The organism is Shouchella rhizosphaerae, assembly GCF_036700015.1.
In the GTDB taxonomy this organism is placed as follows: Bacteria; Bacillota; Bacilli; order Bacillales; family Bacillaceae_D; genus Shouchella; species Shouchella rhizosphaerae.
This window is the reverse complement of sequence record NZ_CP144921.1, coordinates 3551755-3576270: the sequence shown is the minus strand read 5'-3', so window position 1 is coordinate 3576270 and position 24516 is coordinate 3551755. Positions and strand designations below refer to the sequence as shown.

26 protein-coding genes are annotated in these 24516 nt (G+C 45.1%); 8 read left to right on the top strand and 18 right to left on the bottom strand.

From position 1 onward, the window contains the following. Positions 1-21: 21 nt before the first annotated feature. From hemW to gpr, 5 genes are all read right to left on the bottom strand, one after another. Entirely contained in the window at positions 22-1188 is a 1167-nt protein-coding gene (gene hemW / locus V5G21_RS17675; RefSeq protein WP_338464987.1) for a radical SAM family heme chaperone HemW, read from the bottom strand. Between the two features lie 219 nt (positions 1189-1407). Next, positions 1408-3231, bottom strand: coding sequence for a translation elongation factor 4 (gene lepA / locus V5G21_RS17670; protein WP_011246499.1), 1824 nt, complete (start codon positions 3229-3231; stop codon positions 1408-1410). 70 nt (positions 3232-3301) lie between these two features. Continuing rightward, the gene (locus V5G21_RS17665) at positions 3302-3649 is read right to left on the bottom strand and encodes a hypothetical protein (protein WP_011246498.1); all 348 of its coding nucleotides are present in this window, start codon (positions 3647-3649) and stop codon (positions 3302-3304) included. Next, positions 3646-4824, bottom strand: a complete 1179-nt coding sequence (locus V5G21_RS17660) for a stage II sporulation protein P (RefSeq protein ID WP_095316132.1) — start codon at positions 4822-4824, stop codon at positions 3646-3648. The genes V5G21_RS17665 and V5G21_RS17660 overlap by 4 nt, the downstream gene beginning before the upstream one ends. Positions 4825-4922: 98 nt before the next feature. Continuing rightward, complete coding sequence (gpr, locus tag V5G21_RS17655; RefSeq protein ID WP_011246496.1) at positions 4923-6041, bottom strand: GPR endopeptidase; 1119 nt, start codon at positions 6039-6041, stop codon at positions 4923-4925. A gap of 195 nt (positions 6042-6236) precedes the next feature. Here gpr and rpsT point away from each other — a divergent pair, with 195 nt between their 5' ends. Further along, positions 6237-6503: a 30S ribosomal protein S20 gene (rpsT, locus tag V5G21_RS17650; RefSeq protein ID WP_011246495.1), complete on the top strand. Its 267-nt coding sequence runs from the start codon at positions 6237-6239 to the stop codon at positions 6501-6503. An 83-nt stretch (positions 6504-6586) separates the two neighbouring features. On the opposite strand, the gene holA is transcribed toward rpsT, so the two are convergent. Next, on the bottom strand, positions 6587-7609 hold the full coding sequence (holA, locus tag V5G21_RS17645) for a DNA polymerase III subunit delta (protein WP_338464986.1): 1023 nt from the start codon (positions 7607-7609) through the stop codon (positions 6587-6589). A 550-nt stretch (positions 7610-8159) separates the two neighbouring features. On the opposite strand from holA, the gene V5G21_RS17640 reads away from it, so the two are divergent. Beyond that, positions 8160-8297: a YqzM family protein gene (locus V5G21_RS17640; RefSeq protein ID WP_011246493.1), complete on the top strand. Its 138-nt coding sequence runs from the start codon at positions 8160-8162 to the stop codon at positions 8295-8297. 109 nt (positions 8298-8406) lie between these two features. Here V5G21_RS17640 and V5G21_RS17635 read toward each other — a convergent pair whose 3' ends face one another. The 3 genes from V5G21_RS17635 to V5G21_RS17625 are packed head-to-tail and all read right to left on the bottom strand — an operon-like array spanning position 8407 to position 11969. Next, a complete protein-coding gene (locus tag V5G21_RS17635; protein WP_338464984.1) occupies positions 8407-10713 on the bottom strand; it encodes a DNA internalization-related competence protein ComEC/Rec2 in 2307 nt (768 codons plus the stop codon). After that, positions 10710-11300, bottom strand: coding sequence for a ComE operon protein 2 (locus tag V5G21_RS17630; protein ID WP_035203931.1), 591 nt, complete (start codon positions 11298-11300; stop codon positions 10710-10712). Before V5G21_RS17630 ends, V5G21_RS17635 begins: the two co-directional genes overlap by 4 nt. A 54-nt stretch (positions 11301-11354) precedes the next feature. Further along, positions 11355-11969 carry a helix-hairpin-helix domain-containing protein gene (locus V5G21_RS17625; protein WP_095236184.1) on the bottom strand — a complete coding sequence of 205 codons (615 nt, stop codon included), beginning with the start codon at positions 11967-11969 and terminating at the stop codon, positions 11355-11357. Positions 11970-12048: 79 nt separating this feature from the next. On the opposite strand from V5G21_RS17625, the gene comER reads away from it, so the two are divergent. After that, the gene (gene comER / locus V5G21_RS17620; RefSeq protein WP_095316134.1) at positions 12049-12879 is read left to right on the top strand and encodes a late competence protein ComER; all 831 of its coding nucleotides are present in this window, start codon (positions 12049-12051) and stop codon (positions 12877-12879) included. A gap of 60 nt (positions 12880-12939) precedes the next feature. Here comER and V5G21_RS17615 read toward each other — a convergent pair whose 3' ends face one another. The 9 genes from V5G21_RS17615 to V5G21_RS17575 are packed head-to-tail and all read right to left on the bottom strand — an operon-like array spanning position 12940 to position 18838. Continuing rightward, complete coding sequence (locus V5G21_RS17615; RefSeq protein WP_338464982.1) at positions 12940-13680, bottom strand: class I SAM-dependent DNA methyltransferase; 741 nt, start codon at positions 13678-13680, stop codon at positions 12940-12942. Then, positions 13677-14534: a CvfB family protein gene (locus V5G21_RS17610; protein ID WP_212929954.1), complete on the bottom strand. Its 858-nt coding sequence runs from the start codon at positions 14532-14534 to the stop codon at positions 13677-13679. Before V5G21_RS17610 ends, V5G21_RS17615 begins: the two co-directional genes overlap by 4 nt. After that, complete coding sequence (rsfS, locus tag V5G21_RS17605) at positions 14528-14863, bottom strand: ribosome silencing factor (protein WP_035204205.1); 336 nt, start codon at positions 14861-14863, stop codon at positions 14528-14530. The genes V5G21_RS17610 and rsfS overlap by 7 nt, the downstream gene beginning before the upstream one ends. Positions 14864-14873: 10 nt before the next feature. Further along, a complete protein-coding gene (gene yqeK / locus V5G21_RS17600) occupies positions 14874-15458 on the bottom strand; it encodes a bis(5'-nucleosyl)-tetraphosphatase (symmetrical) YqeK (RefSeq protein WP_011246485.1) in 585 nt (194 codons plus the stop codon). Beyond that, on the bottom strand, positions 15439-16017 hold the full coding sequence (locus V5G21_RS17595; protein WP_011246484.1) for a nicotinate-nucleotide adenylyltransferase: 579 nt from the start codon (positions 16015-16017) through the stop codon (positions 15439-15441). Before V5G21_RS17595 ends, yqeK begins: the two co-directional genes overlap by 20 nt. 18 nt (positions 16018-16035) lie before the next feature. After that, positions 16036-16332 (bottom strand): ribosome assembly RNA-binding protein YhbY, encoded by a 297-nt coding sequence (gene yhbY / locus V5G21_RS17590; RefSeq protein WP_011246483.1) that lies wholly within the window; start codon positions 16330-16332, stop codon positions 16036-16038. 18 nt (positions 16333-16350) lie between these two features. After that, entirely contained in the window at positions 16351-17178 is an 828-nt protein-coding gene (gene aroE / locus V5G21_RS17585; protein ID WP_011246482.1) for a shikimate dehydrogenase, read from the bottom strand. A 23-nt stretch (positions 17179-17201) separates the two neighbouring features. Beyond that, positions 17202-18320, bottom strand: coding sequence for a ribosome biogenesis GTPase YqeH (yqeH, locus tag V5G21_RS17580; RefSeq protein ID WP_073304003.1), 1119 nt, complete (start codon positions 18318-18320; stop codon positions 17202-17204). Then, positions 18317-18838, bottom strand: coding sequence for a YqeG family HAD IIIA-type phosphatase (locus tag V5G21_RS17575; RefSeq protein ID WP_011246480.1), 522 nt, complete (start codon positions 18836-18838; stop codon positions 18317-18319). Before V5G21_RS17575 ends, yqeH begins: the two co-directional genes overlap by 4 nt. Before the next feature lie 391 nt (positions 18839-19229). Here V5G21_RS17575 and V5G21_RS17570 point away from each other — a divergent pair, with 391 nt between their 5' ends. From V5G21_RS17570 to V5G21_RS17550, 5 genes are all read left to right on the top strand, one after another. Next, positions 19230-19370, top strand: a complete 141-nt coding sequence (locus V5G21_RS17570) for a sporulation histidine kinase inhibitor Sda (RefSeq protein ID WP_035203910.1) — start codon at positions 19230-19232, stop codon at positions 19368-19370. Between the two features lie 489 nt (positions 19371-19859). Next, the gene (locus V5G21_RS17565) at positions 19860-22271 is read left to right on the top strand and encodes a Na+/H+ antiporter subunit A (RefSeq protein WP_338464981.1); all 2412 of its coding nucleotides are present in this window, start codon (positions 19860-19862) and stop codon (positions 22269-22271) included. After that, a complete protein-coding gene (locus tag V5G21_RS17560; protein WP_011246478.1) occupies positions 22268-22702 on the top strand; it encodes a Na(+)/H(+) antiporter subunit B in 435 nt (144 codons plus the stop codon). The genes V5G21_RS17565 and V5G21_RS17560 overlap by 4 nt, the downstream gene beginning before the upstream one ends. After that, positions 22702-23040, top strand: a complete 339-nt coding sequence (locus tag V5G21_RS17555; RefSeq protein WP_095255073.1) for a Na(+)/H(+) antiporter subunit C — start codon at positions 22702-22704, stop codon at positions 23038-23040. Before V5G21_RS17560 ends, V5G21_RS17555 begins: the two co-directional genes overlap by 1 nt. Next, the gene (locus tag V5G21_RS17550) at positions 23033-24514 is read left to right on the top strand and encodes a Na+/H+ antiporter subunit D (protein WP_095255072.1); all 1482 of its coding nucleotides are present in this window, start codon (positions 23033-23035) and stop codon (positions 24512-24514) included. Before V5G21_RS17555 ends, V5G21_RS17550 begins: the two co-directional genes overlap by 8 nt. Positions 24515-24516 lie beyond the last annotated feature (2 nt).

The following is a 24516-nucleotide window of genomic DNA, read 5'->3' as shown; positions in this document are numbered from 1 at the left end:
CATTTGTCAATGAAAAAACGCTCAATGATCGCCTTGCAGCTCGCTGTCTTCTAAAACAGCCACAAACAATGCAAATGCTTCATTCCCAAGCAACAACCCATTTTCTGTCAAACGAATCACGTGGTCGTTTTCTTCTAGAAGCCTTTTTCGTTTCCCTTCTGCGATTTCTTTGGCAAACAGCGACTCCACGTCTAGCCCATAACGCGCAAAAAAATCAGCTTTATTTATACCGCTACGAATACGAAGCCCTAAAAAAACAGCCTCTTCTAAACACTCGGCCCGACTGACGACATGGGTCCGCAACCGCGGCTCTCCAGTAGCCCACACAGCTTCAATATATTTTGCAACGGGATTGATATTTTGGTAGCGCACTTGATTTTCATAGCCAGAAGCACCGGCGCCAAAACCGGCATATGGTTCATTGCGCCAATAGACAAGATTATGTTTGCTCTCATAGCCAGGTTTGCCGAAATTGCTAATTTCATACTGGTCAAGCCCAGCTGCGGCTGTTTTTTTCTTAAGCAGCTCATACATCGCTACATCATCGTCTTCAGGGGGCAAGTGGAGCTGCCCTTTTTTGTAACGGTTATAAAAGACAGTTTGTTTTTCAATTTTTAATGCATAAGCGGAAATATGTTCTACGTCTAAGGACAAAGCGCGATCGACTGAGCGTTCAAAGTCGGCAACTGATTGGTTTGGCAAGCCGAGCATTAAATCAATAGAAAGATTGGTAAACCCTAATGAACGCGCCTTGCGAACAGCCTGCTCCACCCCTTCGGGCGAATGGGTTCGTCCAATATCCGCTAACAGCTTTTGGTTGAATGTTTGCGCGCCTATGCTTAAGCGGTTGACACCGTAACGTTTCATAACTCCGAGCTTATCTTCATCGGCGCTGTCTGGGTTCACTTCAACCGTCCATTCTTCCAGTGCGCTTAAATCGAAAAGGCTCTCTATCGCTGAAAACAGTCGTTCTAGTTGTATAGCCGTTAACGCTGTCGGCGTGCCACCACCAACATAAATCGTTTTCACTAGGCCATCTCTTCGACGGGCACGGGCTTGTTTCATTTCTTCAATTAAAGCGTCAATGTAGGCATCCACAGGCTGGTTTTCAATAAATACTTTATTAAAATCACAATAATGACAGATATGTTCACAAAATGGAATATGCACATATAGCGAGTGGCTCACGCGTCTCTCCTCCTTGCTCATTTAAGTGTCCTTTCCTCAAGCCTACCCTTGGAGGAGGCGTAGCAGCCCCAGCAAATTTGTAGCAAAAGGAATTGATTTGACAGAAAAAAGCCGACCTCCTAAATACAGAAGGTGGCCTCTACGTATTTTCATTTAGAGGTCGGCTCTTTTACGGCTGGAAGCGGACAATTCTATAAGGGCATCATGCACAAGTATTGCTTACTTGTCGTCCATGCGCAGTACAGCCATAAAAGCTTCCTGTGGAATCTCGACGTTTCCAACTGCTTTCATTCGCTTCTTGCCTTCTTTTTGCTTCTCAAGAAGCTTTCGTTTACGCGAAATGTCGCCGCCATAACATTTAGCTAACACATTTTTGCGGATTGCTTTGATCGTCGAACGAGCGATAATTTTTGTGCCAATACTTGCTTGGACAGGCACTTCAAATTGCTGGCGCGGAATTAACTCTTTCAGTTTTTCGACGATCACTTTCCCCCGTTCATATGCCGAATCGCGGTGGACAATGACGGACAGAGCGTCAACTTTCTCGCCGTTCAATAAAATGTCCATTTTTACTAATTTTGATTGCCTGTAGCCGATTAGTTCATAATCAAAAGAGGCATACCCTTTCGTATTCGATTTCAATTGATCAAAGAAATCGTAGACAATTTCCGATAAAGGGATCTCATAAATGATTTGTACGCGGTTTTCATCCAAATACTGCATGTCCACAAAAATGCCGCGCTTGCTTTGGCAAAGCTCCATGACTGCACCAACATAGTCATTAGGCACCATCACAGTCGATTTGACATACGGCTCTTCGACATGGTCCATTTTTTGGGGATCAGGCATATTTGTCGGGTTGTCAATTTGGATCGTATTGCCGTCTGTAAGCGTCACATGGTAAATAACCGATGGCGCTGTCGTAATTAAGGAAATCCCAAATTCCCGTTCAATCCGCTCCTGAATAATTTCCATGTGAAGCAATCCTAAAAAGCCGCAGCGGAAACCAAAACCAAGTGCTTGTGACGTTTCTGGTTCATACTGGAGAGAAGCATCATTCAGCTCGAGGCGCTCCAATGCCTCGCGTAGATCGTTGTAATCATTTGTATCGATCGGATAAAGGCCGCAATAGACCATTGGATTCATCCGCCGATAGCCAGGCAATGCCTCTTGTGCTGGATTGACGGCGCTTGTTATCGTGTCGCCGACACGAGAGTCGCTGACATTTTTGATCGCTGCTGTTAAAAAGCCTACATCACCTACAGTTAATTCTTCGCATTTGACTGCTTTTGGCGTAAATACGCCAACTTCATTCACTTCAAATTCCTTCCCTGTTTGCATCATCCTAATTTTTTCACCAGGGCGAACAGTGCCCTCGACGATACGGATATAAGCAATGACGCCACGGTATGGATCATAGAGCGAGTCAAATATTAACGCTTTAAGCGGTGCTGTTGGATCGCCAGCAGGGGCAGGCACTTTCTCAACGACCTGTTCCAAAATGTCTTCAATGCCGATGCCATTTTTGGCAGAAGCCAATACAGCATCGGAAGCATCAAGGCCAATGACGTCTTCCACTTCTTTTTTCACACGTTCTGGCTCTGCGCTTGGCAAGTCGATTTTATTAATAACAGGCAAAATTTCCAAGTCATTGTCTAATGCCAAGTAAACGTTGGCGAGCGTTTGCGCCTCAATTCCTTGGGCGCTATCAACGATAAGAAGCGCCCCTTCACAAGCAGCGAGGCTGCGGGACACTTCATAAGTAAAATCGACATGTCCTGGCGTATCAATTAAATGAAAAATATACTCGTTTCCGTCTTTGGCTTTGTATTTCAATTGGACTGCGTTCAGCTTAATCGTTATGCCTCGCTCGCGTTCCAAGTCCATTGCATCAAGCGCTTGTTCTTTCATTTCACGGTCAGTCAATGCCCCGGTCCTTTCAAGGATGCGGTCTGCCAATGTTGATTTCCCGTGGTCAATATGGGCGATAATCGAGAAGTTTCGGATTCTCGACTGCCGCTCAAGTCGTTGGTCGTTGTTCATTTTTCTTGACTCACCCCTAAAATGCGTACATGTACACTGCCCCTTATTATAGCAAGCCAATGGCGGCGCTTCAATAAGAGCTTTCAGCGGATTCGTCATGGCGTTCGCTTTCTTTATTGATTCCATTACGTACTGCTGTCATCAGCCCCTCTAAACCGCTTCTCGCCGCAGACTCAGCTCCACTTGCAAGCGTTAATCCCAATTCAGAAAAAAAGTTCGTCGTGCCTGCAAATTCTGCGTCTGCTACTGTAGGTGTAGGAGGAGTGGCCGGAATTTCCTTAACAGGCTCTTCCTTGTTCAACTCAAGTGGTTTAGTTTCGCTTAAGCCGGCGTGTTCGCTCATAAGCTGGACTCCGAGCATCATGCCAAACAGCATACATACAATAAGCAACACCCCGAATTTCCCTAAGCGCTTCATTCGTTCTCCCCTTCTTTCTCGTTATAGTAGTAATCTGCGAACACTTCAGCAAACGCATCGATTGAACGGTACGCTTCTTCAAGCGAGTTATCGACACCACCAATTTCAAGCAAAATCGAATTGGCAAACAAATCTTGGTTAAACCGCCCGTTTGTACTTGCTCCACTCTTTTTAAAGACGCCTCGGCTTAATGACGGGTAAATTTCCTCTAGCTTTTTATGAAGCTCATTTGCAATTTGCAAATTCGATTCAAAATCAGCGTAGTTTTGACCGACTACAAAGAATGGACGCGCAAATGTTTCGCCATTGATCGTCACTGTTGTTTTATCTCTCCGGATCGAATCCCTGTGCAAGTCAAAGAAATACATTAAGTCGTCGTTGTCAGCTTTCGCCGACTTAATAAATTCACGAGAAACGTCATAAGAAGCCTCATATCCTAATCCACGTTCCACTAACGTTGCCTGGACATCGCGCTCCTCTACTTGGGCGTAAATGCCATGTTGTTCCAACGCTTGCTTTAAGCGATCCGCTACCATTGTCATATTGATCTCCTTGTGCGTCGCTTTATTGGCGTTTTCTGTATCCTCCATCTCCAATTCAGGAAAGAATGATTCATACGTATGCGTTGTGCCAATGTACACATCGACCACTTTGTCTTCGTCCGCTTTGTTTGCTTGCTCCGCTTCTTTTTTCTTGGCTGCTTCCTCTTCCGCCTTTTTACGGTCAAGCGCCTCTTGTTTTGCTTTCTGTTCGCTGGCGAGCAAATCGTCCGGTGGCGATGATTCAACAGGCAAACTTGTATAATCAGTGCCTTCACCGGCAATATGAATGGTCGTGTCAAACAATGAAAAACCAGGAAGCTCACGACCAAGCAGGCTCCTTGGATCATCTGGGTTAATGCTTGTCGTAATCGCAAAAAACAACGAGCCTAACGAAAACGACTCCCTTTCTTCGTCAGGCAACGCTTCCGTAAAAACGCGGTTTTCTGTGCCCATCAACTTTAGGAAATGTCCCCCGCTTAACGTGGTTGTCCAATTTGCCAGCGCACGGGAAGAGAATGTTTTGCTTGGCCCCGATGACACCAATACACTCGTGCAAAGAAAGACCGCCATCAACGTAATGACCAAGCTAGCTGCAATACGCATAAAGCGCGAATGTGATTGGCCTTGTTTCATATTTGACGACCTCCCTGTTGTGCTTGTCCTTCCATCTTATGTATCAAGGAGAGGCCATAGAACAGAAAAGAAAGCAGGCGAGTGCCTGCTTTCTTTTATTAATGAGTATAAGCGCCGACGTTTTTTTGATCGACTTGGCCATGCAAAGCTGCATTTAGCCCGCCAGCTACCACATGGGCCATGTCTTCAATAAAGACGTCTATTTCTTTTGGTGTTACCATTAAGTTATGGCCAAGAGGGGCGAGCACTTCTTGGATCAATTGCCGCTTTTCAGGGCCTTCAAGCCCTCCGACCATCCCCATAATGGCTTGTCTGCCCTTTTCATCAGGCAAATCTTCATCGGTTAGTTGCCGCTTTTCGCCAAACATCATCCCAGCTGGCGCTAACCTTTTTGACGGCTTGTTGCCTTCACGCATTTCTTTGCCCAAATGTTTCATCACATAATCAATCGCATCCGACGTAATCGTCACAGCGTCTACAACCGTAGGAATACCGATTGCAATAACGGGAATGCCTAGTGTTTCTTCGTTCATTGCTTTGCGGTTGTTGCCGACGCCACTCCCTGGATGGATGCCTGTATCTGCAACTTGAATGGTCGTATTTACCCGCTCAATGGAACGAGAAGCAAGAGCGTCAATGACAACGACAAAGTCCGGTTTTGTTTTTTCAATAACGCCGAAAACAATGTCGCTTGTTTCAATCCCAGTCGTCCCCATCACGCCTGGTGTCAATGCACTTACTGGTCGGTAGCCCTCCTCTATTTCTTCGGGAGCCAATTGAAACAAATGCCTAGTAACCAGTAATTCTTCCACCGCCAATGGCCCTAGCGCATCAGGCGTCACATTCCAATTGCCCAATCCAACAACTAAACAAGTGTCCGAGTCTTTAATTCCTTTATTGCGTAAAAAAGCAGCAAACTCTTTTGCAAAGACGCGTTCGATATTGTCTTGGAGGGCCGTGTCTTTTTTCCTTATTCCTTGCGCTTCAAACGTTAAGTAATGACCAGCACGTTTATTTAACCGTTTCGCGCCTTCCTCCCCGATTTCTACAGTAGTAATTTTAACGCCTTCCACCGTTTCCTCTTTTACCACTACGTCCGTTACCGCACTTGAACTTTCTTGACCGGCTTTTTCACGTTGTTCTTCAACCGCCATTTCATGTGCTTCAAGCGCTAAATCCGTTCTAATTTGAAATGGTTCCATATTTAAATCAGGCATCCAAAACCGCCTCCTTTTTATCAGTGGACTACTTGTATTGTCTCTCACGCGCGAAAAAACATTCGCCCCTTTTGCAAGCTGTTTCCCTCGTTTGTATTGCAATGGGCTTCTAGTTTTGATAAAATGCAGATTGTTGTACTAGCGCTTAATGATGGCTATAAGTGGAATAAGCCATTTAAGTTGGAGGTGAAATAAATGCCAAATATTAAATCTGCGATCAAACGTGTGAAAACAAACGAAAAACGCCGCGCACAAAATGCTGCGCAAAAATCAGCGCTCCGCACAGCAGTGAAACATTTTGAAACTGCTGCAGCAAATGGGGATGTAGAAAAAGCGCAAGCTGCGTTTGTTGAAGCATCGAAAAAGCTTGATAAAGCCGCTACAAAAGGTCTTATCCATAAAAACGCTGCATCCCGTCAAAAGTCGCGCCTAGCGAAAAAACTGAACGGATTGTCTGCTTAATAAGACTTGCTAGATCTCGGGCATTGCCCCGTGATCTTTTTTATGGCAAAAACAAAAAGCCTTAGACGCTAGTCTTAGGCTTTTTACGTGCTTGCCAATCGCAGCAGCAACAGCTCGACGGCCAACTCTTTATCGGCCTGCCCTGTCTTAATGGCATAGTCAGTTTCTTCGCAAACGATAAGAGCTTGTCTTAATTGCTTGGTCGTTAACGCTTTGACTTGCTGCATGGCGAGCTTTACTACATAAGGATGCAATTTAAGCTGTGATGCCATCTCTTTTTGCGTGTACCCTTTGGCTAGCCTCGTTTTCACCTGGAAAAATTGCCGAAATTGCCGCGTCAACAACGCCAGTATGGCCAGCGGCTCTTCTTTTTGCCTCAACAGCTGGTGGTAAAGCCGGACCGCGTCACCAGCACGGCCTTTCGCCGTGTAGTCAATAACAGTAAATACACTTTGTTCCACTGTCTCAGCAACGAGTTCGTCGACAATGCTTGCTGTGACTGGGTCCCCGTCTTTGCTATACAACATGCACTTCTCCAATTCACGGTGCAACAACATCAAGTTAGGGCCTGTACGCTTATACAGCAATTGCTTCGCGTCTTGCTCGATCGCAACGCCCTCCTGTTTAGCTATCGCCTCCATCCACGCAAATGTTTCCTTTTCATCAAATGGATTCACATCAATAGCGCTCGTTTGTTTTTTTAATTTTTTGGTGATTTTCTTGCGTTCATCTAATTTTTCATACGGCGCGACAACGACAAGCACGGTTTCTTGTGCAGGCGAGTCGAGATAGGCTTCCAGTGCGGGAATGTCATGCTCCAGTTTTGTCGCTACTTTCTGGCTCGTTGCCAAATAAAAGTCTTGGATCACAACAAGTTTCCGCTTTGAGAAAAACGGAACAGTCTCCGCTTCCTCCACCACTTCCCCTAGCGGCGTATCTTGTAAGCGTAAGCGAATATCATTCATTTCGCCTTCTTCCCCTGCAAATAATGCTTCGCTTGCTTTTTGTAAAAATTGCTCGATTAAATAACGTTCTGTCCCATACAAAAAGTATACCGGTGCCATTGTCTCACTCGACAATTGGTTCATTTCCGTAATGATGCTCATATCCAACCTATCCCCTATATTCCTGACCTGTTCATGTTTATTTTAACATATTTCCGAAAGAAATCTCCCTCTTCGTAGCATAGCCTAACGGATAATATCGGTTGCGATGAACGGGTTATTTGTCGATAGTAAAGGGAAAGCCAATTGCCCGAAGTTTTATCGACAAATGCTTGATAAAGTAGCTCTTGAACAACGGGATTCGCTTATTAGCCATTGCCTAATAAAAGATAACTCTTGGAATAAGAGGGTTCGCTTGGTCTCTTTCGCCAAAAGGGGCGATCACCCAAGAAGCCCCTCTTTAAGCGACCTGGATAGCCTTTATTGCCCATAAAGCAAGAGGCAGGCCATTCCGCCTCCCTCTTTGCTAGTTAATCTATAATGAACGCATGCCGCCAAGAACCCTAGGTATTCTAATAGCATGCGGGCAACCCTATCGTCTATGGCATTGTATGCATGTAAAAAGGAAATGGTGCTTTTTTTAGACGCTTTCAGACAGCCTTTTCATTTTTAGGCGAATCGCGTATACTAGACGTAGACAAGGAGGTGCCTTATGAACAAATTCGAACAGGACGTTCAAGATAAAGCAAATGACATCGTCCCTTCAGGTATCGGCTTTATTGCTTCATTTGCTTTTTTCACAATCATCTTCCTTATCGCCAATATTGTCGATGTGGCAAGCTATTACTAATGGATCGATTCAGACTGATCGGAAACGCTTGTCAGCCGAGGGGAACAACGAAGGATGCGAGCGTTTTCCTATAAAGTCTGGGGCAGATTATTTTCTGCCTTTTTTATGTTCACGGTTTTAGCATCGTCTCCACCGCCTCAATTTCCCCATTGCTAAGCGTCAGTTCAACCATTCCATGTAGATCTGTTCGCCACACGATCATATTCGCCCTTTCTAGCCGCTCAACCACTTCAGGGTGAGGGTGGCCAAAGCGGTTTTGGGGCCCTGCCGAGATGAATGCATAGCGCGGTGCCACTTGGCTAATAAACGGTTCTGTCGTAGACGATAAACTGCCATGATGGCCAACTTTTAGCACATCTGCTTGTATGCCGGGATACGAGCGCATAAGCCTCTGTTCTCCTGTCTCTTCCAAATCTCCAGTGAATAGAAACGTCACCCCTTCAATTTCAGCAAATATTACGATAGAACCGTCATTTCCTGTAAAGTGTTCTCCCTCTGGTGGATGCAACACATACCAATTCTCAGCAAGCACCTCGTTTGCTCTCGTAAAGTGGAGGTTGGTTGGCGATGCGTGAATGTTTTCGAGGAGCTCAATTTCAGTTTCCTTTTCAACTGGCCCTTTCGGATAAATAACCTGTTCGACATTGATTTCATTCAACAAACCAGTTGCCCCGCCAATATGGTCGTAATCGCCATGTGTTAAAACAAGCATGTCTATTTTGCTGATGCCTTTCGCTTTTAAAAATGGAGCAATGACATCACTGCCTGGGTCGAACGTGTTTTTCCGTTGCTGCCAGTCTTCTTCCTCGCCATAAACTGCCACTCCCCCAGTATCGATCATATAAATCCCTTTTCGGTAAGGGAGCTCAATCAAAAAACTATCGCCTTGGCCGACATCAATCATCGTCACAGCTGCTTTTGACTGAACGTAAGGCGCAACAGCTCCAACGATTAAACAGGCAACAAAAGGCAAAAAAGCGATCGGCAAAGGCCATTTTTGTTCCTGCCAATGGACAAAAGCAAAAGCAAGAGCACCATACATTGCGACTACAAGCCATACCGGAGGTTTCCCAAGCACAAGCTGAAAAGTAGATTCACTTAGCTTAAGAAGAGTTGGATGAACAAACGTCAAAAGCGATTCGAGCAATCCAATAAACAGATTTACTTGCTCAGGAAGCCATACAAACGCAATCAGAGAGAGGAAACTAAAGGGAAGAACGATAAATGAAACAAGTGGAATATACACAAGGTTGAGGAGAAGGCTGAAAGGTGACCATTCATAGAAATGGAAAAAGATAAGCGGCAATCCGGCAAACTGGGCAATTGTTGTGACCGTGCACATTTGCCGTAAATACCCTCCGTTTGCGGTTTGAATCGTTTTAGCCGAGAAAATCAGAGCAAACGATACGAGAAACGAAAGTTGAAAACCGAGTTGGAACAGTTTGTAAGGATCCAACAACAGATAGAGGAAATAGATCGTAGCAAAACCGAATAAGGGGTGAATTCGCCATTTGCGTAAGGCAAATAGAAAAAACACGAATGCCATTGCGGACGCGCGTACTACCGGAGGCGCCGCCCCGGCGAGAATTGCAAAAATAGGCAAGAGAATAAGCATGAATAGTGCGGCACGCTCACGCGTCAAACCGATGCGGATACAGATAAAGAAAGCGGCTCCAGTCACCAAGCCAACATGCAAGCCAGAGATCGCTAGCAAGTGGATAATGCCAAGCGTTGAGTAAGCTTCAATCACGTCTTCTTCTACATAGAAACGCTCTCCAAGAGTAAGCGCCAACACAATGCCTCCTGCTTCTTCTGGAAAGGCAGCAGCCGCCTCGTGAAGCAATTGTGCTCGAAATGCCTGCAAATGGGTCAATAACGAAAGCCCGTCCGGGCGTTTGCATACAAAGGACCCAGACTCTGCCTCCAACAGCCAGTGAATTCGTTGCTCATATAAATAGCGGCTATAGTCAAATGCATAACGGTTGCGCGGAGGCGCTGGCTCGCTCAACTTTCCATTTACGCGGCAATGGTCTCCTGGTAATAATTTTCCTAAACGTTGCTCGCTTTCTGATTGCAAACGGCTTGCTAATTGCAAGCGCTCCCCGGCCGTTGTTTCAACGACTACCCGGAAGCGATTGCCATCAAGGCGAGGTGTTTCTTTTACCACTACAATAAACGCCGTTTCCTCACCTGAAAGCATGCTGACGTTGCTTTTTTTGTGCACAGTCGCCACACTAGCAAACAGAAGCAACGGCAGTACAAATGCCGTCACCGCTGCTAGCCAGCCGCTCCGCCAAGCCGCGGGCAGGAGAGCGATTGCTCCTATAAACAAAGCGACAGCAACGCCAACATGGCTGCTTAAAACGAACACAACAGCTGCGCTCGCTGTGAGCAAACTGATGCACAGGCGGTTCATTTCTCTTCTGGCACATCATTGCTTGCTGAGAAATACAAGTTCTTTGTTCGCTTTACATAGGCATCCAATTCTTCTTCGCTTGCCCCTAACCGTTCAATTTCTTGCAAAAGCGCTGTTGTTAAGGCAAGCTTCTCATGGAACTGTTGATCAATGGCCGCTTCGTCTAGTTCCACTTCTATGCATGGAATGCCCGCTTCGTTGAACAACTCTTCTGCATAAGGATGGTTTTTATAGTCCTTTGCATAATAAACGCGGGCAATGCCAGCTTGAATCAGCGATTTGGTACAATGAATGCAAGGAAAATGTGTAATGTAAATTTCCGCGCCAGCGGTCGGCACACCAAATTTGGCGCATTGCAGCAACGCATTTACCTCTGCATGAACGGTACGGATGCAATGGTTGTCGACTACATAACAGCCTTTGTCAAGACAATGGTCTGACCCGGAAACAGAGCCGTTGTAGCCGCCTGCAATAATCCGCTTGTCTCTCACAATTGTGGCGCCTACTTTTAAACGTGGGCATGTGCTTCGCAGCGAAAGCAATTTGCTTTGCGCTAAAAAATATTGATCCCATGAAATACGTTCCATTGCTTTTCCCCTTTCGCTTAAATTGTAGAAGCGATCGCCAACATAAGTCAATCTTTACTTCACCCGAATCAATGGTTCAAGTGCTTCGAATGTTTTTTCGCCGATCCCGCTCACATTCATTAGCTCTTCAACTGTGGCAAATGAGCCGTTTTCTTCCCTGTATCCAATGATCGCTGCCGCTTTTGACGGGCCGATTCCTTGTAACGTTAGCAAATCTGCTTCAGTGGCTTCATTTATATTAATGGTGTCTTCATGATCTGTCTCATTCATTTCAACAGCAAGAACCGGCCCTGCCCCTTCGTCCTCACCTTCTTTTGGCACATACACAACCATTTCATCTTCAAGGCGCAAAGCTAAATTGACCGCCTCACGGTTGGCGCTGTCCGTAAAGCCACCTGCTTTTTCAATTGCTTCAAATAAACGGCTGCCCACCTCCAACTCGTACACGCCTGGCGAAGCTACCATTCCTTTTACGTCGACGACAAGAACGCCATCCCCTGCTTCCTCTTCAAGTTCTGTTTCCTCGCTTTCCTCTAACCATGGCGGTATCTCATTGATAGTGTCATTTTCCCCTTGAAAGTCGACAAACACCAAAACGACGACAATGAGTGTACAAATCGTGACTCCGCCCCCATACAAAGCATACTTTTTTATCGGGAACGTCTTCATAAATTCCTCCTTTTTGGAATGATGAACAGGCAGGTTGGCATACGTTCATGAAAGAGCAGCTATCGAGGAGTGTGAGAATATGAATGTCGGTTTTATTGGTACAGGAAGTATGGGAAGTTTATTAATTGAATCATTTATTGATGCCGGGGCGCTGAAACAGACGAATATTTCCATCATTAACCGTTCCCCTGAAAAAGCGGCTGCGCTGAAAGCAACGTATCCAGGGATTACGGTGTCTACTTCTCTTGAAGAGATTGCCTCTACATGCGAGTGGCTGTTCCTTTGTGTGAAGCCAAAGGAAATGCCCGCATTGTTTCACGCCCTCCAGCCCCATGTGGCTACTGATCAAATCGCCATTTCGATTACTAGCCCTATTTCTGTTGAGTCCCTTGATGCGGCTTTGCCTTGCAAGACATGCCGTATTATCCCTAGCATTTTAAACCGTGCTTTGTCTGGATCAACTTTAGTGACATTCGGGAATAAATGTACACAGGAAGACCAAGCAAATTTATTGCGTTTTGTATCGGCTGTTTCAGAGCCTTTGCAAATCGAAGAGGAGATTACTCGTGTGGCGTCCGATATTGTCAGTTGCGGCCCTGCGTTCTTTTCCTTCCTTGCGCAACGATTTATCGATGGCGCGGTAAGCGAAACGTCGATCTCACAAGAAGAAGCGACCGAGTTGACGACTTCAATGATCATTGGCTTAGGAAAATTATTGGAGAGTGGTCATTACACGCTTCCCGCATTGCAAAAACGAGTTTGCGTCCCTGGGGGAATCACTGGAGAAGGCCTTGCTGTTTTAGATGATGAATTAGGGGATGGTTTTGGTTCTCTGTTCAAACGCACACACGAAAAATACGCAACTGAAAAAGAAAAGCTATTGGCGGAAGTTTTATACGAACCAAAGTAAAAAAGCAGGAGGTTTGGCTTTCCCTCCTGCTTTTTTCGTGTTATTTTGCCTTTTTCCTGCTTAAACTTTTCGACAAGAGAAAAACAACCGTTCACTCTTGCTTGTCGGTGGTTCATTTGTAAAGTCCGCGGTCACGGTTAGATCAGCGAATCCAGCCTGTTTCAGCATTACTTTATACATTTCTACTGTATACGTTCGCTCAAAATGCGCTTCTTCCAGCCGTTCATATCGTCCATCTTGTTGCCGAACAAAAAACGTCAGTTCGTGTACGACACTTAAGGGATCTTCCCCTGCAAAACTATGCCAAATGTATGAAACTTCTTCATCTGCTTGAGCGTACACTTCTCCAGGAAAGGCTTCCATGCGTGTAGGAGAATGGACATCAAAGAGAAGCAGGCCGCCCTTAGTTAACAGGTTATAACAAGCGGCAAAAGTGCGTGTCACACTGTCCTCGTCTTGTAAGTAGTTTAATGAATCGCAAAAAATCGTCACGACATCAAATGAACCAACTGGCGGCAAATCGCTCATATCGCCTTGATATAACAGAGGTTGGTAACCTGCTTCCTGCAATTTGGCCTGCGCTACCGCAAGCATTTGTTCTGAAAGGTCAACCCCTACTGCCGTCAAACCACGTTCATGCATCTCTAACAGCCATTCCCCTGTACCGCAGCCTAGATCTAGCACTCGGTTAGCCTGAACGCCGTACATGTTGCATGTGCGTTCAAAATAAGTGGCCCACTTTGTGTAATCAACATGACTCATGAATGCATCGTACCAGAAAGATAAATGGCTGTAGCTCATTCCTTTTCCACCCGATACGTAAAACCGTCACGCTGTTCGACTTTGCCGTCTTTGATCAGTTTGCCAAGCGCCCGTTTAAATGCCGCCTTGCTCATACCAAAACGGGCTTTAATGTCTTCAGGAGGCGATTTATCCGTATAAGGCATTCCGCCTTTACGTTCTGCCAAAAAAGCGAGAATGCGGTCAGCGTCTTCTTTTTGTTGTTCTGTACGAAGAAGCCGTTGCGTTATATTCACACGCCCATCGTCTCGTACAAATTGGACACGGCCGTGAATCGTCTGTCCAAGGCGGGGAACTTCAGCAGCTTCATCTTGATGGAGGAAACCGACAGGACCATTTTCAATGAGCAACGCTGCCCCTTCATCAAGAAAGTGGTAAACCACGCCTTTGACTTCTTTATTTAACCATGATCGATCTGCCGCAATTGCTTGGGAAGTGACAGGCGACCCTTTGACCAACTTGCCCATTAGTCGCCCTTTTTTATCCCACGTCAATGAACAAAACAATCGATCCCCTGCCGCTGGCCACTCACGCCGATCAAAAGGCAATTCATCCATCGACACAAATAAGTCCCTTGAAATTCCGTTATCGACAAAAACGCCATGCCCTTGACGCACGCTGACAACCTTTAGCCAGCCCATTTCATCGTTTTTAATAATCGGTTCGTGCATCGTTGCTGAGAGTCGATTTTGATGGTCATGATATAGAAACACACACACTTTTTCTTCCAACTCGAGAGGCTTCGTCGCCTCGTTTTGATGGAGAAGGATATCGGTATGCCCATCACTTAAGAAATAACCAAATGGCGCTTCCCGTACAACAGCCAAGTCCGCCGTAATCCCTGGCTTTAGCATTCGTTCAGTACCTCTTGCAAATCGACTTGAGCTGCGTCCCCCCACAACTTCTCGAGGTTGTAATAGAGACGTTCGTCTTTATGGAAAATGTGGACGACAACATCACCAATGTCAATCAGCACCCAACGGGCTACGTCGTACCCTTCTAGCCGTTTAATGTCAAGCCCAGCTTCTTGGGACACTTTTTTCAATTCATGGGCAATTGCTTGCACTTGCTTTTCAGAATTTCCGTGGCAAATGATAAAATAATCGGCAATTGGTGAAATGCCTCGCATATCTAGTGCGGTAATTTGCATCGCTTTTTTGTCGTCTAGTGCGGCAACCGCCATTTTTAAATGTTCATTCAAATTCCATTGCTCCTTTCTGTTTATAAAAAGCGTTATAAGCGGATACGGTTTCCGGGTGGATGAGCTGTTTTCTATCTAACAATAAAAACATCGTTTGCCTAAGGGCAAAACAACAAGCTGCGTCTAAACTTTCCTCAGCTAATTTTCTCGCTTGTTCCACACCTGGAAAACGCCGGTTTGGTTCAATATAATCGGCAACAAATAAGACTTTTTCCAACAAACCCATGCCGGCACGCCCCGTTGTATGAAAACGGATTGCAAGCAAAATGTCTTTATCTTTAACGCCTAATTGATGTTCTGCAAAGTAGGCTCCACAAGGGGCGTGAAGCAGCTCGTTTCCGTATTCGCCCCAATGAGGCTCATGTAGCTTGTTTCGAACAATGTCTTGCATCGTTTGTACATCGTGGTATTTACAAATATCATGAAGAATCGCTGCAAGTTCAGCCTTCGATTCATCAGCACCATATTGCTTAGCAAGAGCTAGCGCCGTATCCCGAACGCCGAGAGTGTGGGTATAACGCACATCGGTCAAATGCTGTTTGACTTCATGGAGTGCTTCATTCGTTGTTATCGCCATAAAGATTCCGCTCCTCAATCAATTGTTCAACTGCCGGCGTAACAAAATAGCGAATCGGTTTGCCTTTTGCAAGCCGTTCCCTTATTAGCGAAGAAGAGATGTTGACTTCGACAAACGGGACGAAATGGACGTCCGGCTGGCTTTTCGCGCTTGCACCAGGACGGTTAAAGGCAACAAACGTCACCAATTGTTTCAGTTCATCGATTCCACGCCATTCTGGCAACATATTGACCATATCGCCCCCAATCAAAAAAAAGAACTCATCGTCAGGGTAGGTTTGCTTCAACTCGCGAACTGTATCAATTGTATATGATTTTCCTTTGCGGATTAGTTCGATGTCACAAACTCGAAAGCGCTCCTCTTGAACGAGAGCAGCTTTCACCATGTCGTATCGGTCTTTGCCAGACGTTAAACCGGCACGCTCTTTATGGGGAGGTGTCGACACAGGCACAAACCAGACTTCATCCAATTTGACTGCCGTTAATGCCTCTTGCGCGATAAGCAAATGGCCGAGATGAGGAGGGTCAAACGTGCCGCCAAATAATCCAATCCGCTTCACTCTTACCTCACTCCTCTGTTACCGGCCAGGCAACTCGATCTGTTTGTTTTCTTTTGACGGTTTATAAAGAATGATCATATTGCCAATGACTTGCACGAGAAAAGAGCGTGTTTGGTTGACAATTTCTTCCGCAACGTGATGTTTATCATCAAGGCAGTTTTGCAATACGCTAATTTTAATTAATTCTCGTGCTTCGAGGGCTTCGTTGATTTGCACAATCATGTTTTGGTTGATGCCCCCTTTGCCGACTTGAAAAATCGGCTGGACCGCATGTGACTTGGCCCGTAAAAACCGCTTCTGTTTATTTGTTAACATTTGCTAGTACCTCTCCCATTAAGTCAAATGCATACGAACAACGCGTTCCATGCATTTGCGGTTTGGTTTGCGCCCTGTCCAGTGTTCAATGGACAACGCTCCTTGATTGACAAACATGCCAATGCCATTTAAAATCCGGTTTCCTCTTTGTTTCGCTTCTTGCAAAAGCGCTGTCTCATATGGGTTATAAATTAAATCACTAACAATCGTTGCTTGCTTAAGACGGTCTAAAGCGATCGGCTGTTTGCTCGTATCAGGGTACATACCGACTGAAGTCGTATTAATTAATACGTCGTATGTTCCGAGCGTTGATTCCGCCTCGTTAAGCGGGATTGCCTCAATAGTCAAATGGCTAAACAGCTGCGCCAGCTCCTGGGCTTTTTCCGCCGTCCGGTTTGAAACAGAAATAGTGGCACGTTGTTTGCCGAGGGCGTGGATTACAGCCCTCGCCGCGCCTCCTGCACCAATGACAAGCACACGCCTTCCTGTAAGCGATTGGTCGCTTACAACCGGCAGAAGGGATTCGATGTAACCATCCGCATCTGTGTTTTTGCCGACCCAACGGCCGTCCTGACAAACGACTGTATTGACCGCCCCCATCGCTTCGGCATCTTCATCAATTTCGTCTAAATAGTCGATGATTGCGACTTTATGGGGAATGGTTACGTTAAACCCGTCGATGCCTTGCGCTTTCATTGTACGTATAGCATTTCCCAATTCCTGAGGAGAAATGTCATAGGCACAATAAACAGCGTCTAACCCCATATCTTTGTAGGCTGCTTCATGCATGACTGGGCTTTTGCTATGGCCTAGTGGATGACCAATTAAACCAAATTGGCGGGTCATTTCCTCCACCTCCTGCTCCCTTTTTACGTATGGATAGAACGGCGAATCGCTACGCCGACTTCTTTTGGGGCGTGTGCTTCAACGATGGCGCCTTCCGTCTGAATCCGAATCCATCCTAACCCTGAGAAGACAATATCCATTGGCTCTTTGCCAACTTTAAACGAATGCTTCACGAGTGGGCGAACTTGTTCACCGTCTTCTTTATACGGAGGGACAAGCAGTTCGCCTCCATGCTTGCTGTACAAGTCATCTGCTTTTTCCATTTTGGTGCGGTGAATATGCAAACGATTTGCCGCATAAACAATAAACGAGGAAGGGGCCCCCTTTACAAAATCAAATCGGGCTAAGCCCCCTAAAAAAAGGGTCTGTCCTTCTTTTAGTTGATACACAATTGGTTTGATTTCTTTTTTGGGCGTAATTTCCTTTAGCCCTTTTACACTTAGCAAATGGGCATATTGGTGGCGATTAACCAGTCCAGGTGTATCCACCAACGACTTGCCATCGCCTAGAGGAATATCAATCATCGCCAGTGTCGTCCCTGGAAAGTGAGAAGTCGTAATCATCGCTTCACCCGTTTGTCCATGCATAGCGAGGATTCGGTTGATAAACGATGACTTGCCAACATTCGTACAGCCAACGACATAAACATCTCGGCCTCTTCGCATGTCGTCAATCGTTAAAGCGACATCATCAATCCCTTCCCCGGTCACAGTACTCATTAATTTTACTTCAAGTGGCTTTAACCCTAAGTCACTCGCTGATTTTTTAAGCCAGTTTGTCAACTTGTTGCGGTTCGTCGATTTAGGAAGAAGGTCAACTTTATTAGCCACAAGCAACACAGGGTTTTTACCAACAAACCGTTGGGCACCTGAAATCCAACTGCCATAGAAATCGACGACGTCAACAACTTTTACAATTAATGCCTTTTTATGGTGAAGGGACGCAAACATCGCTTGAAAATCTTCATCGCCAATTGAAACCGGCTCAATTTCATTGTAATGTTTAAGCCTGTAACACCGTTTGCAAACTACTACGTCTCGCTTTAAAGCCGATTCTGGTGCGTAACCAAGCTTTTTCGGATCTTCCGTTTGAATGGAGACACCACAACCTGAACAGTGCCATTCTTCCTTCGATTCCGTCATGCCTCATCCTCCCAATGTATGTAGCCTTTTCTTCTCATCCATTTTAATACAATCCGTTCAACACGTCGATTTACTTTTGTCATCCAACCATCGGTGCTTGCAACTGGCACGACCAAAATCGTATACAGCCCCGCACGGTTACCGCCGAGAACATCTGTGAATATTTGATCACCAATAACGACTGCTTCATCAGTACGAACCCCCATTTGTGAGCACGCCTGCCTAAACGCTCTTCTCATAGGCTTTTTAGCGCTATGGATAAAAACCACTTTCTCAGGGTCACAAAAAGTTTTTACCCGCTTTTCATTGTTGTTTGACACAATCGTTACGTGTAAGCCTGTTTTTTCCAGTTCTTTCAACCATTGTTTGACTTCTGGTGTCGCGCCTGGCCGGTGCCATTCAACTAAAGTATTATCTAAATCGGTAATGACCGCTTTTATTCCACGGTCACGGAGCGCATTCAAGTCAATGTCATAAATGCTTTTTACGTATTGATTAGGGAGTAACTCGCTGAACACATCAGCACCTCATTTCTAAACATTCCACATTCACTAACCAATCATCAACTATACCGTTCATCCCCCATTTTATCAAACAAAACCCTTTTTTATAAAGCTTCTTATTCATGATTCGACAAAAACCATTACGAACGAAAAACTTTTCGACAAATACACCCATGCCCATTCCTGTGGATAACTTTGTTCACTTTATAAACACTTGTATATTAGGAGTTTGAGACAAAAACCCACAAAATGCTAACAGGTTATCAACGAGTCCATGTGGATAAACGAACGGTTGTTCTAGTTCCTGATACATGATAGGATTTGATTAATCATATAAGTGATTGTTAAGGTCGCGGTCATTTCTATCGACGAGGAGGTGAACCTGCTGACGCTTTAGCGGGGGACAATGGAAAATTTATCGGACGAGTTGCTAATCGAAACGTACCATAAAGCCATTGAGCTTGAACTTAACCAAGACTTCATTGATTTGATTCACGATGAACTCCTTAGGCGTTCATTAACGGACAGGATTAAACTCTCTTCATAAAGATTGATAGAAATCGCCCGCCTTGTGTGCCTTGAAGAAAAAGACGACTTTTAAAAGTCGTCTTTTTCTTCTGTCTCTTTTGGCAAAAGCTTTATATATTCACGCGGCGCAAATTCAACTGAATCATACCCTTGTATAGTAAAGCCTTCCCTTTTTTCTTTCCACGTATCCTGATCCAGCCACCAACTGCCTAGAAAAATGAACGTAAATACGCCCCCACATAAGATCCCTTTCGTTTGAGTTCGAATGAAACATCCCCGCCTTCTTTTTTTACATATAGCGTGGTCTGATTAAGGGTCGATTTATACATTTTAAAAATTAATAACAAAAAATTTAGGCTCCCCTTACGTCTTCTATCCTATTTAATAGATAAGTCAAACATCGTAAATCCTTGGTATACTAAGGGTGCACGGCTTTTTTTTTTGCGTTATAATGGCTGAGATCGTACTAAATCGATTGTTCCTATTTTCATTTCAAAGGAGGTCAGGCATGTCCAGTTTACATATCGCCATCCTCATTCCATTTATGATGGCTATTCTTATACCAATCATTTACCCGTATACAAAAAAAATCCATACTGGTTGGTTCGTTCTATTGGTTCCAACTGCCCTTTTTCTGTACTTTTTAACGTTTTTACCGACAACGATGGAAGGCGGTTACGAGTACGTCTCCCTTTCCTGGGTTCCCTCACTCGGGATTAATGTCGATTTGTATGTTGACGGCCTTAGTTTATTATTTGCCTTGTTAATTACAGGGATTGGTGCATTGGTCGTATTGTATTCCATTTACTACTTGGACAAAGTGTCAGAACGCCTTCATCACTTTTACGTTTACTTGCTCATGTTTATGGGGGCTATGGTTGGCGTCGTATTGTCCGATAATTTAATTGTTTTGTATATCTTTTGGGAACTAACCAGCCTTGCTTCAGCGCTGCTTATTAGCTATTGGTTCCATCGCAAAGCGTCCGTATATGGTGCCCAAAAATCAATGTTAATCACCGTGTTCGGTGGCTTTGCAATGCTAGCCGGCTTCTGTATTCTCTACGGTATGACAGGCACATTCAGTGTCCGTGACATCATTGCGCAAACAGAAGGCTTGGCCGGTAGCACACTCTTTTTAGCGGCGATGATTTTAGTACTGCTTGGCGCTTTTACTAAGTCAGCGCAATTCCCGTTCCATATTTGGTTGCCTGATGCAATGGAAGCGCCTACTCCGGTGTCCGCCTATTTGCATTCAGCCACGATGGTAAAAGCGGGCATTTATTTAGTAGCCCGGTTAACGCCTGTGTTCGGCGGCGACGCTGTATGGTTTTGGGCATTGGTGATTGCAGGGCTTGTTACACTGACGTACGGATCGATTACGGCTGTGCGCCAAAAAGATTTAAAAGGGATCTTGGCTTACTCAACCATCAGCCAACTAGGGCTGATTATGAGTTTGCTTGGAGTTGGGTCGGCTGCCCTTTATATGGAATCAGGAGAAGGGGCCGTCTTTTATTCACTAGCTATAACGACTGCAGTCTTCCATTTGCTAAACCACGCGACTTTTAAAGGCAGCTTGTTTATGGCAGTTGGCATTATCGACCATGAAACCGGCACTAGGGATATCCGCAAATTAGGCGGATTAATGACGATCATGCCCATCACTTTTGCGATTTCAGCAATAGGGCTGGCTTCCATGGCTGGATTGCCGCCATTTAACGGCTTTCTATCAAAAGAAATGTTTTTTACGAGCTTGCTACGGGCAACTGAGGGCGATTTCTTTTCATTGGGAACGATAGGCTTTCTGCTTCCTGTTATTGCTTGGATTGCTAGTGTATTTACGTTTCTGTACTGTGCGGTCACATTTTTCAAGACGTTCTTCGGAAAATTCGAGCAAAGCCATTACGAAAAAACCGTACATGAAGCTCCTTTCGGAATGCTGATTAGCCCAGTGATCCTAGTAGCCTTAGTTGTTACGCTCGGTATATTTCCAAACATCGTCGCCCAATCGCTTGTTGCTCCTGCTGTCACTAGCATACTCCCCCGTTTTTCTGTGGACGAGCTTGACATCAAATTCTCGCTCTGGCACGGGATTAATACAGAATTGCTAATGACATTGGCTATCATTTTTTGCGGAAGCGTACTCTTGATCACGATGAAAAAATGGTCGCAGTTTAACATCTATAAACGTGAAAGAGACCCACTCCATTGGTTTTACGATCAAGGCTTAGACGGTCTTATTCACTTTTCGCAAACTGTCACAAGAGCGCAAATGACAGGGTTGCTAAGGGATTATTTTGTTTATATGTGTGCGTTTATCCTTTTGCTCCTCGGTTGGACATTTTGGTATGCTGATGCATGGTCTTTTAACACAAGTACTGTAGCGACAACTCCGTTTTTTGTCTATATCGTAACAGCAGTGTTTATAGTGACCACTTTGTGCCTACCGTTTATTCAAAAACGGATGACATTGATTATCTTTGCAGGAATCATCGGCTACATTATGGCACTCTATTTTGCGATGTTTCGCGCACCGGACTTGGCGCTTACACAGCTTTTAATTGAAACGGTAACGGTTGTCCTATTAATGCTCGCATTCAGGCACTTGCCAGAAATGGCGCCGGAAAAGGCGGCTCCTTCAAAGAAACTGGGCAATATTTTGATTTCAGCCGCTGTCGGGGTGACCATTACGGTTGTTGGTATTAGCGCTTATTCGCTAGGCACCGATGCTAATTTTTCTTCGATCTCCGACTATTACATCGAAAACGTTTATAAACTTGGAGGCGGAACCAATATGGTAAACGTCATCCTCGTTGATTTCCGGGGACTTGATACGATGCTTGAAGTCCTTGTGCTTGGCATTGTCTCACTTGCCGTCATCATGTTAATCAAACACCGCTTTAAAGGAGGGGAAGATGTGTGAAGTATTCCAAATCCCATGACGTGCTTCAGCAAACGCTTATTACTGTAGCCGCCTATTTTATTCTCGCCTTTGCCTTTTACTTGTTTTTTGCCGGACATAACGATCCAGGTGGGGGGTTCATTGGCGGGTTAATGGCCGCCTGTGCCTTTATTCTTATTTATGTCGTTTTTGACCGTAAAAAAGCCCACGAAGCGATCAAGATTTCATTTGTGCCATTTATTGCGATTGGCTTGTTGCTGACTGCTGCGGTTGGTTTTATCGGCATCCTGTTTGGCCAAGCCTACTTGGAACATTTCTTTGATTACTTCCATTTCCCTTTTTTCGGTAAAGTCGAATTAACGACAGCGTTGCCTTTCGACTTAGGTATCTTTTTTGTAGTCGTAGCGATGGCAATGGTTGTAACCCTAACGATTGCGGAGGATAAAGGCTAATGGAAATTTTAATGTTTATCGTCATCGGCGTTCTTTTCGCGATCGGCACTTATCTTCTGCTAACACGTAGCTTGCTTCGCGTGATTGTGTCGTTAATGATTCTTTCCCATGGCGCCCATTTGCTGCTTTTGACGATGGCTGGTCTAAATGCCGAAGCTCCACCACTTGAGCATATGGCAGACGGCGGCTACACAGACCCGCTCCCGCAAGCGCTTATTTTGACAGCGATTGTCATCAGTTTTGGAATCACTGCCTTTCTTGTAGTGCTTGGCTACCGGACATACAAAGTGCATAACACCGACGACTTAGAGAAATTAAGGGGTTCTGCCGATGAATAATATGCTAATCATTCCTGTTATTTTGCCATTTGCAATTGGAGCAACGTTGATTTTATTTGCCAACTATCGCAAGATGCAGCGCTTCATTAGCTTGCTTGCCTCTATTGCGATATTGGCAAGCGCGCTGTTTCTTGCATATGACGCTTATACAAATGGCATTACCACACTCGAGTTCGGAAATTGGAATGCCCCATTCGGCATTGTATTCGTATCAGATTTGTTTTCCACATTTATGGTACTTCTCTCTGCTATTATCGGGCTAGTTTGTTTGCTTTTCGCCTTTTACACCATCCATCCTGAACGGGAAAAGTTTTATTTCTACCCCTTTTACTTCTTTCTGTTGACTGGAGTAAACGGCGCTTTTCTCACTGGGGATTTATTTAACTTGTTTGTTTTCTTTGAAGTGATGCTGTTGTCATCCTATGCGTTAATCGTTATTGGAGGAACAGGCTACCAATTGCGAGAATCGTTTAAGTATGCAGCGATCAACGTATTTGCTTCCATCCTCTTTTTAGTTGGCGTCGCCTACCTTTATGGGATTACAGGCACGTTAAATATGGCCCACTTAGCAGTTCGGATCGGGGAAATGGAACAAACAGGGGCTTTGCAAGTGGTAGCGATGATTTTCTTTATTGTATTTGCGATGAAAGGAGCGTTATTTCCCCTTTATTTCTGGCTTCCCCGCTCTTATTACGGGCCGCCAGCTGCGATTGCCGCCCTGTTTGGCGGATTGTTGACGAAGGTTGGCATTTATGCGATCATCCGAACATTTACGCTCATTTTTACAAATGATCCAGGATTTACACATACGTTTATTTTATGGATTGCAGGATTGACGATGTTTTTTGGCGTCCTTGGAGCCGTATCGCAATTTGATTTCAAACGGATTCTTTCCTACCATATCATTAGCCAAGTAGGTTATATGGTAATGGGCCTTGGCCTCTATACACGAGCCGCTATTGCTGGGGCAGTCTTTTACATTGCTCACCATATCATTGTCAAAACAGCACTTTTTCTGTTTGCTGGAGCAACACAAAAAGTGACAGGCACAACCGATATTAAGCAAATGGGCGGCTTGCTGAAGACGCACCCTTGGCTAGCGTGGCTCTTTTTAATCTGCGCATTATCCCTTGCTGGGATTCCTCCTTTGAGTGGCTTTTTCAGCAAATTCCCGCTCATCTTGGAAAGCTTAGTGATCGAAAGTTACGGGATTGCCTTTGTCGCGTTGCTCGTCGGCTTATTGACGTTGTTTTCAATGATCAAGATTTTTGTATATGCGTTCTGGGGAAAACAAGCACATACAGACGAACAGGCCTCTATTTCCGTAACAAAACTCTTGCTGCCAATCGTTCCCCTGGTGATGTTAACGATTGCCCTAGGCGTTGCTGCTGAACCTGTATTTACTTATTCGCTTGCTGTAGCAGACCAGCTACTCAATCCGGAAATTTACATTCAATCTGTTTTGGGAGAGTGAGA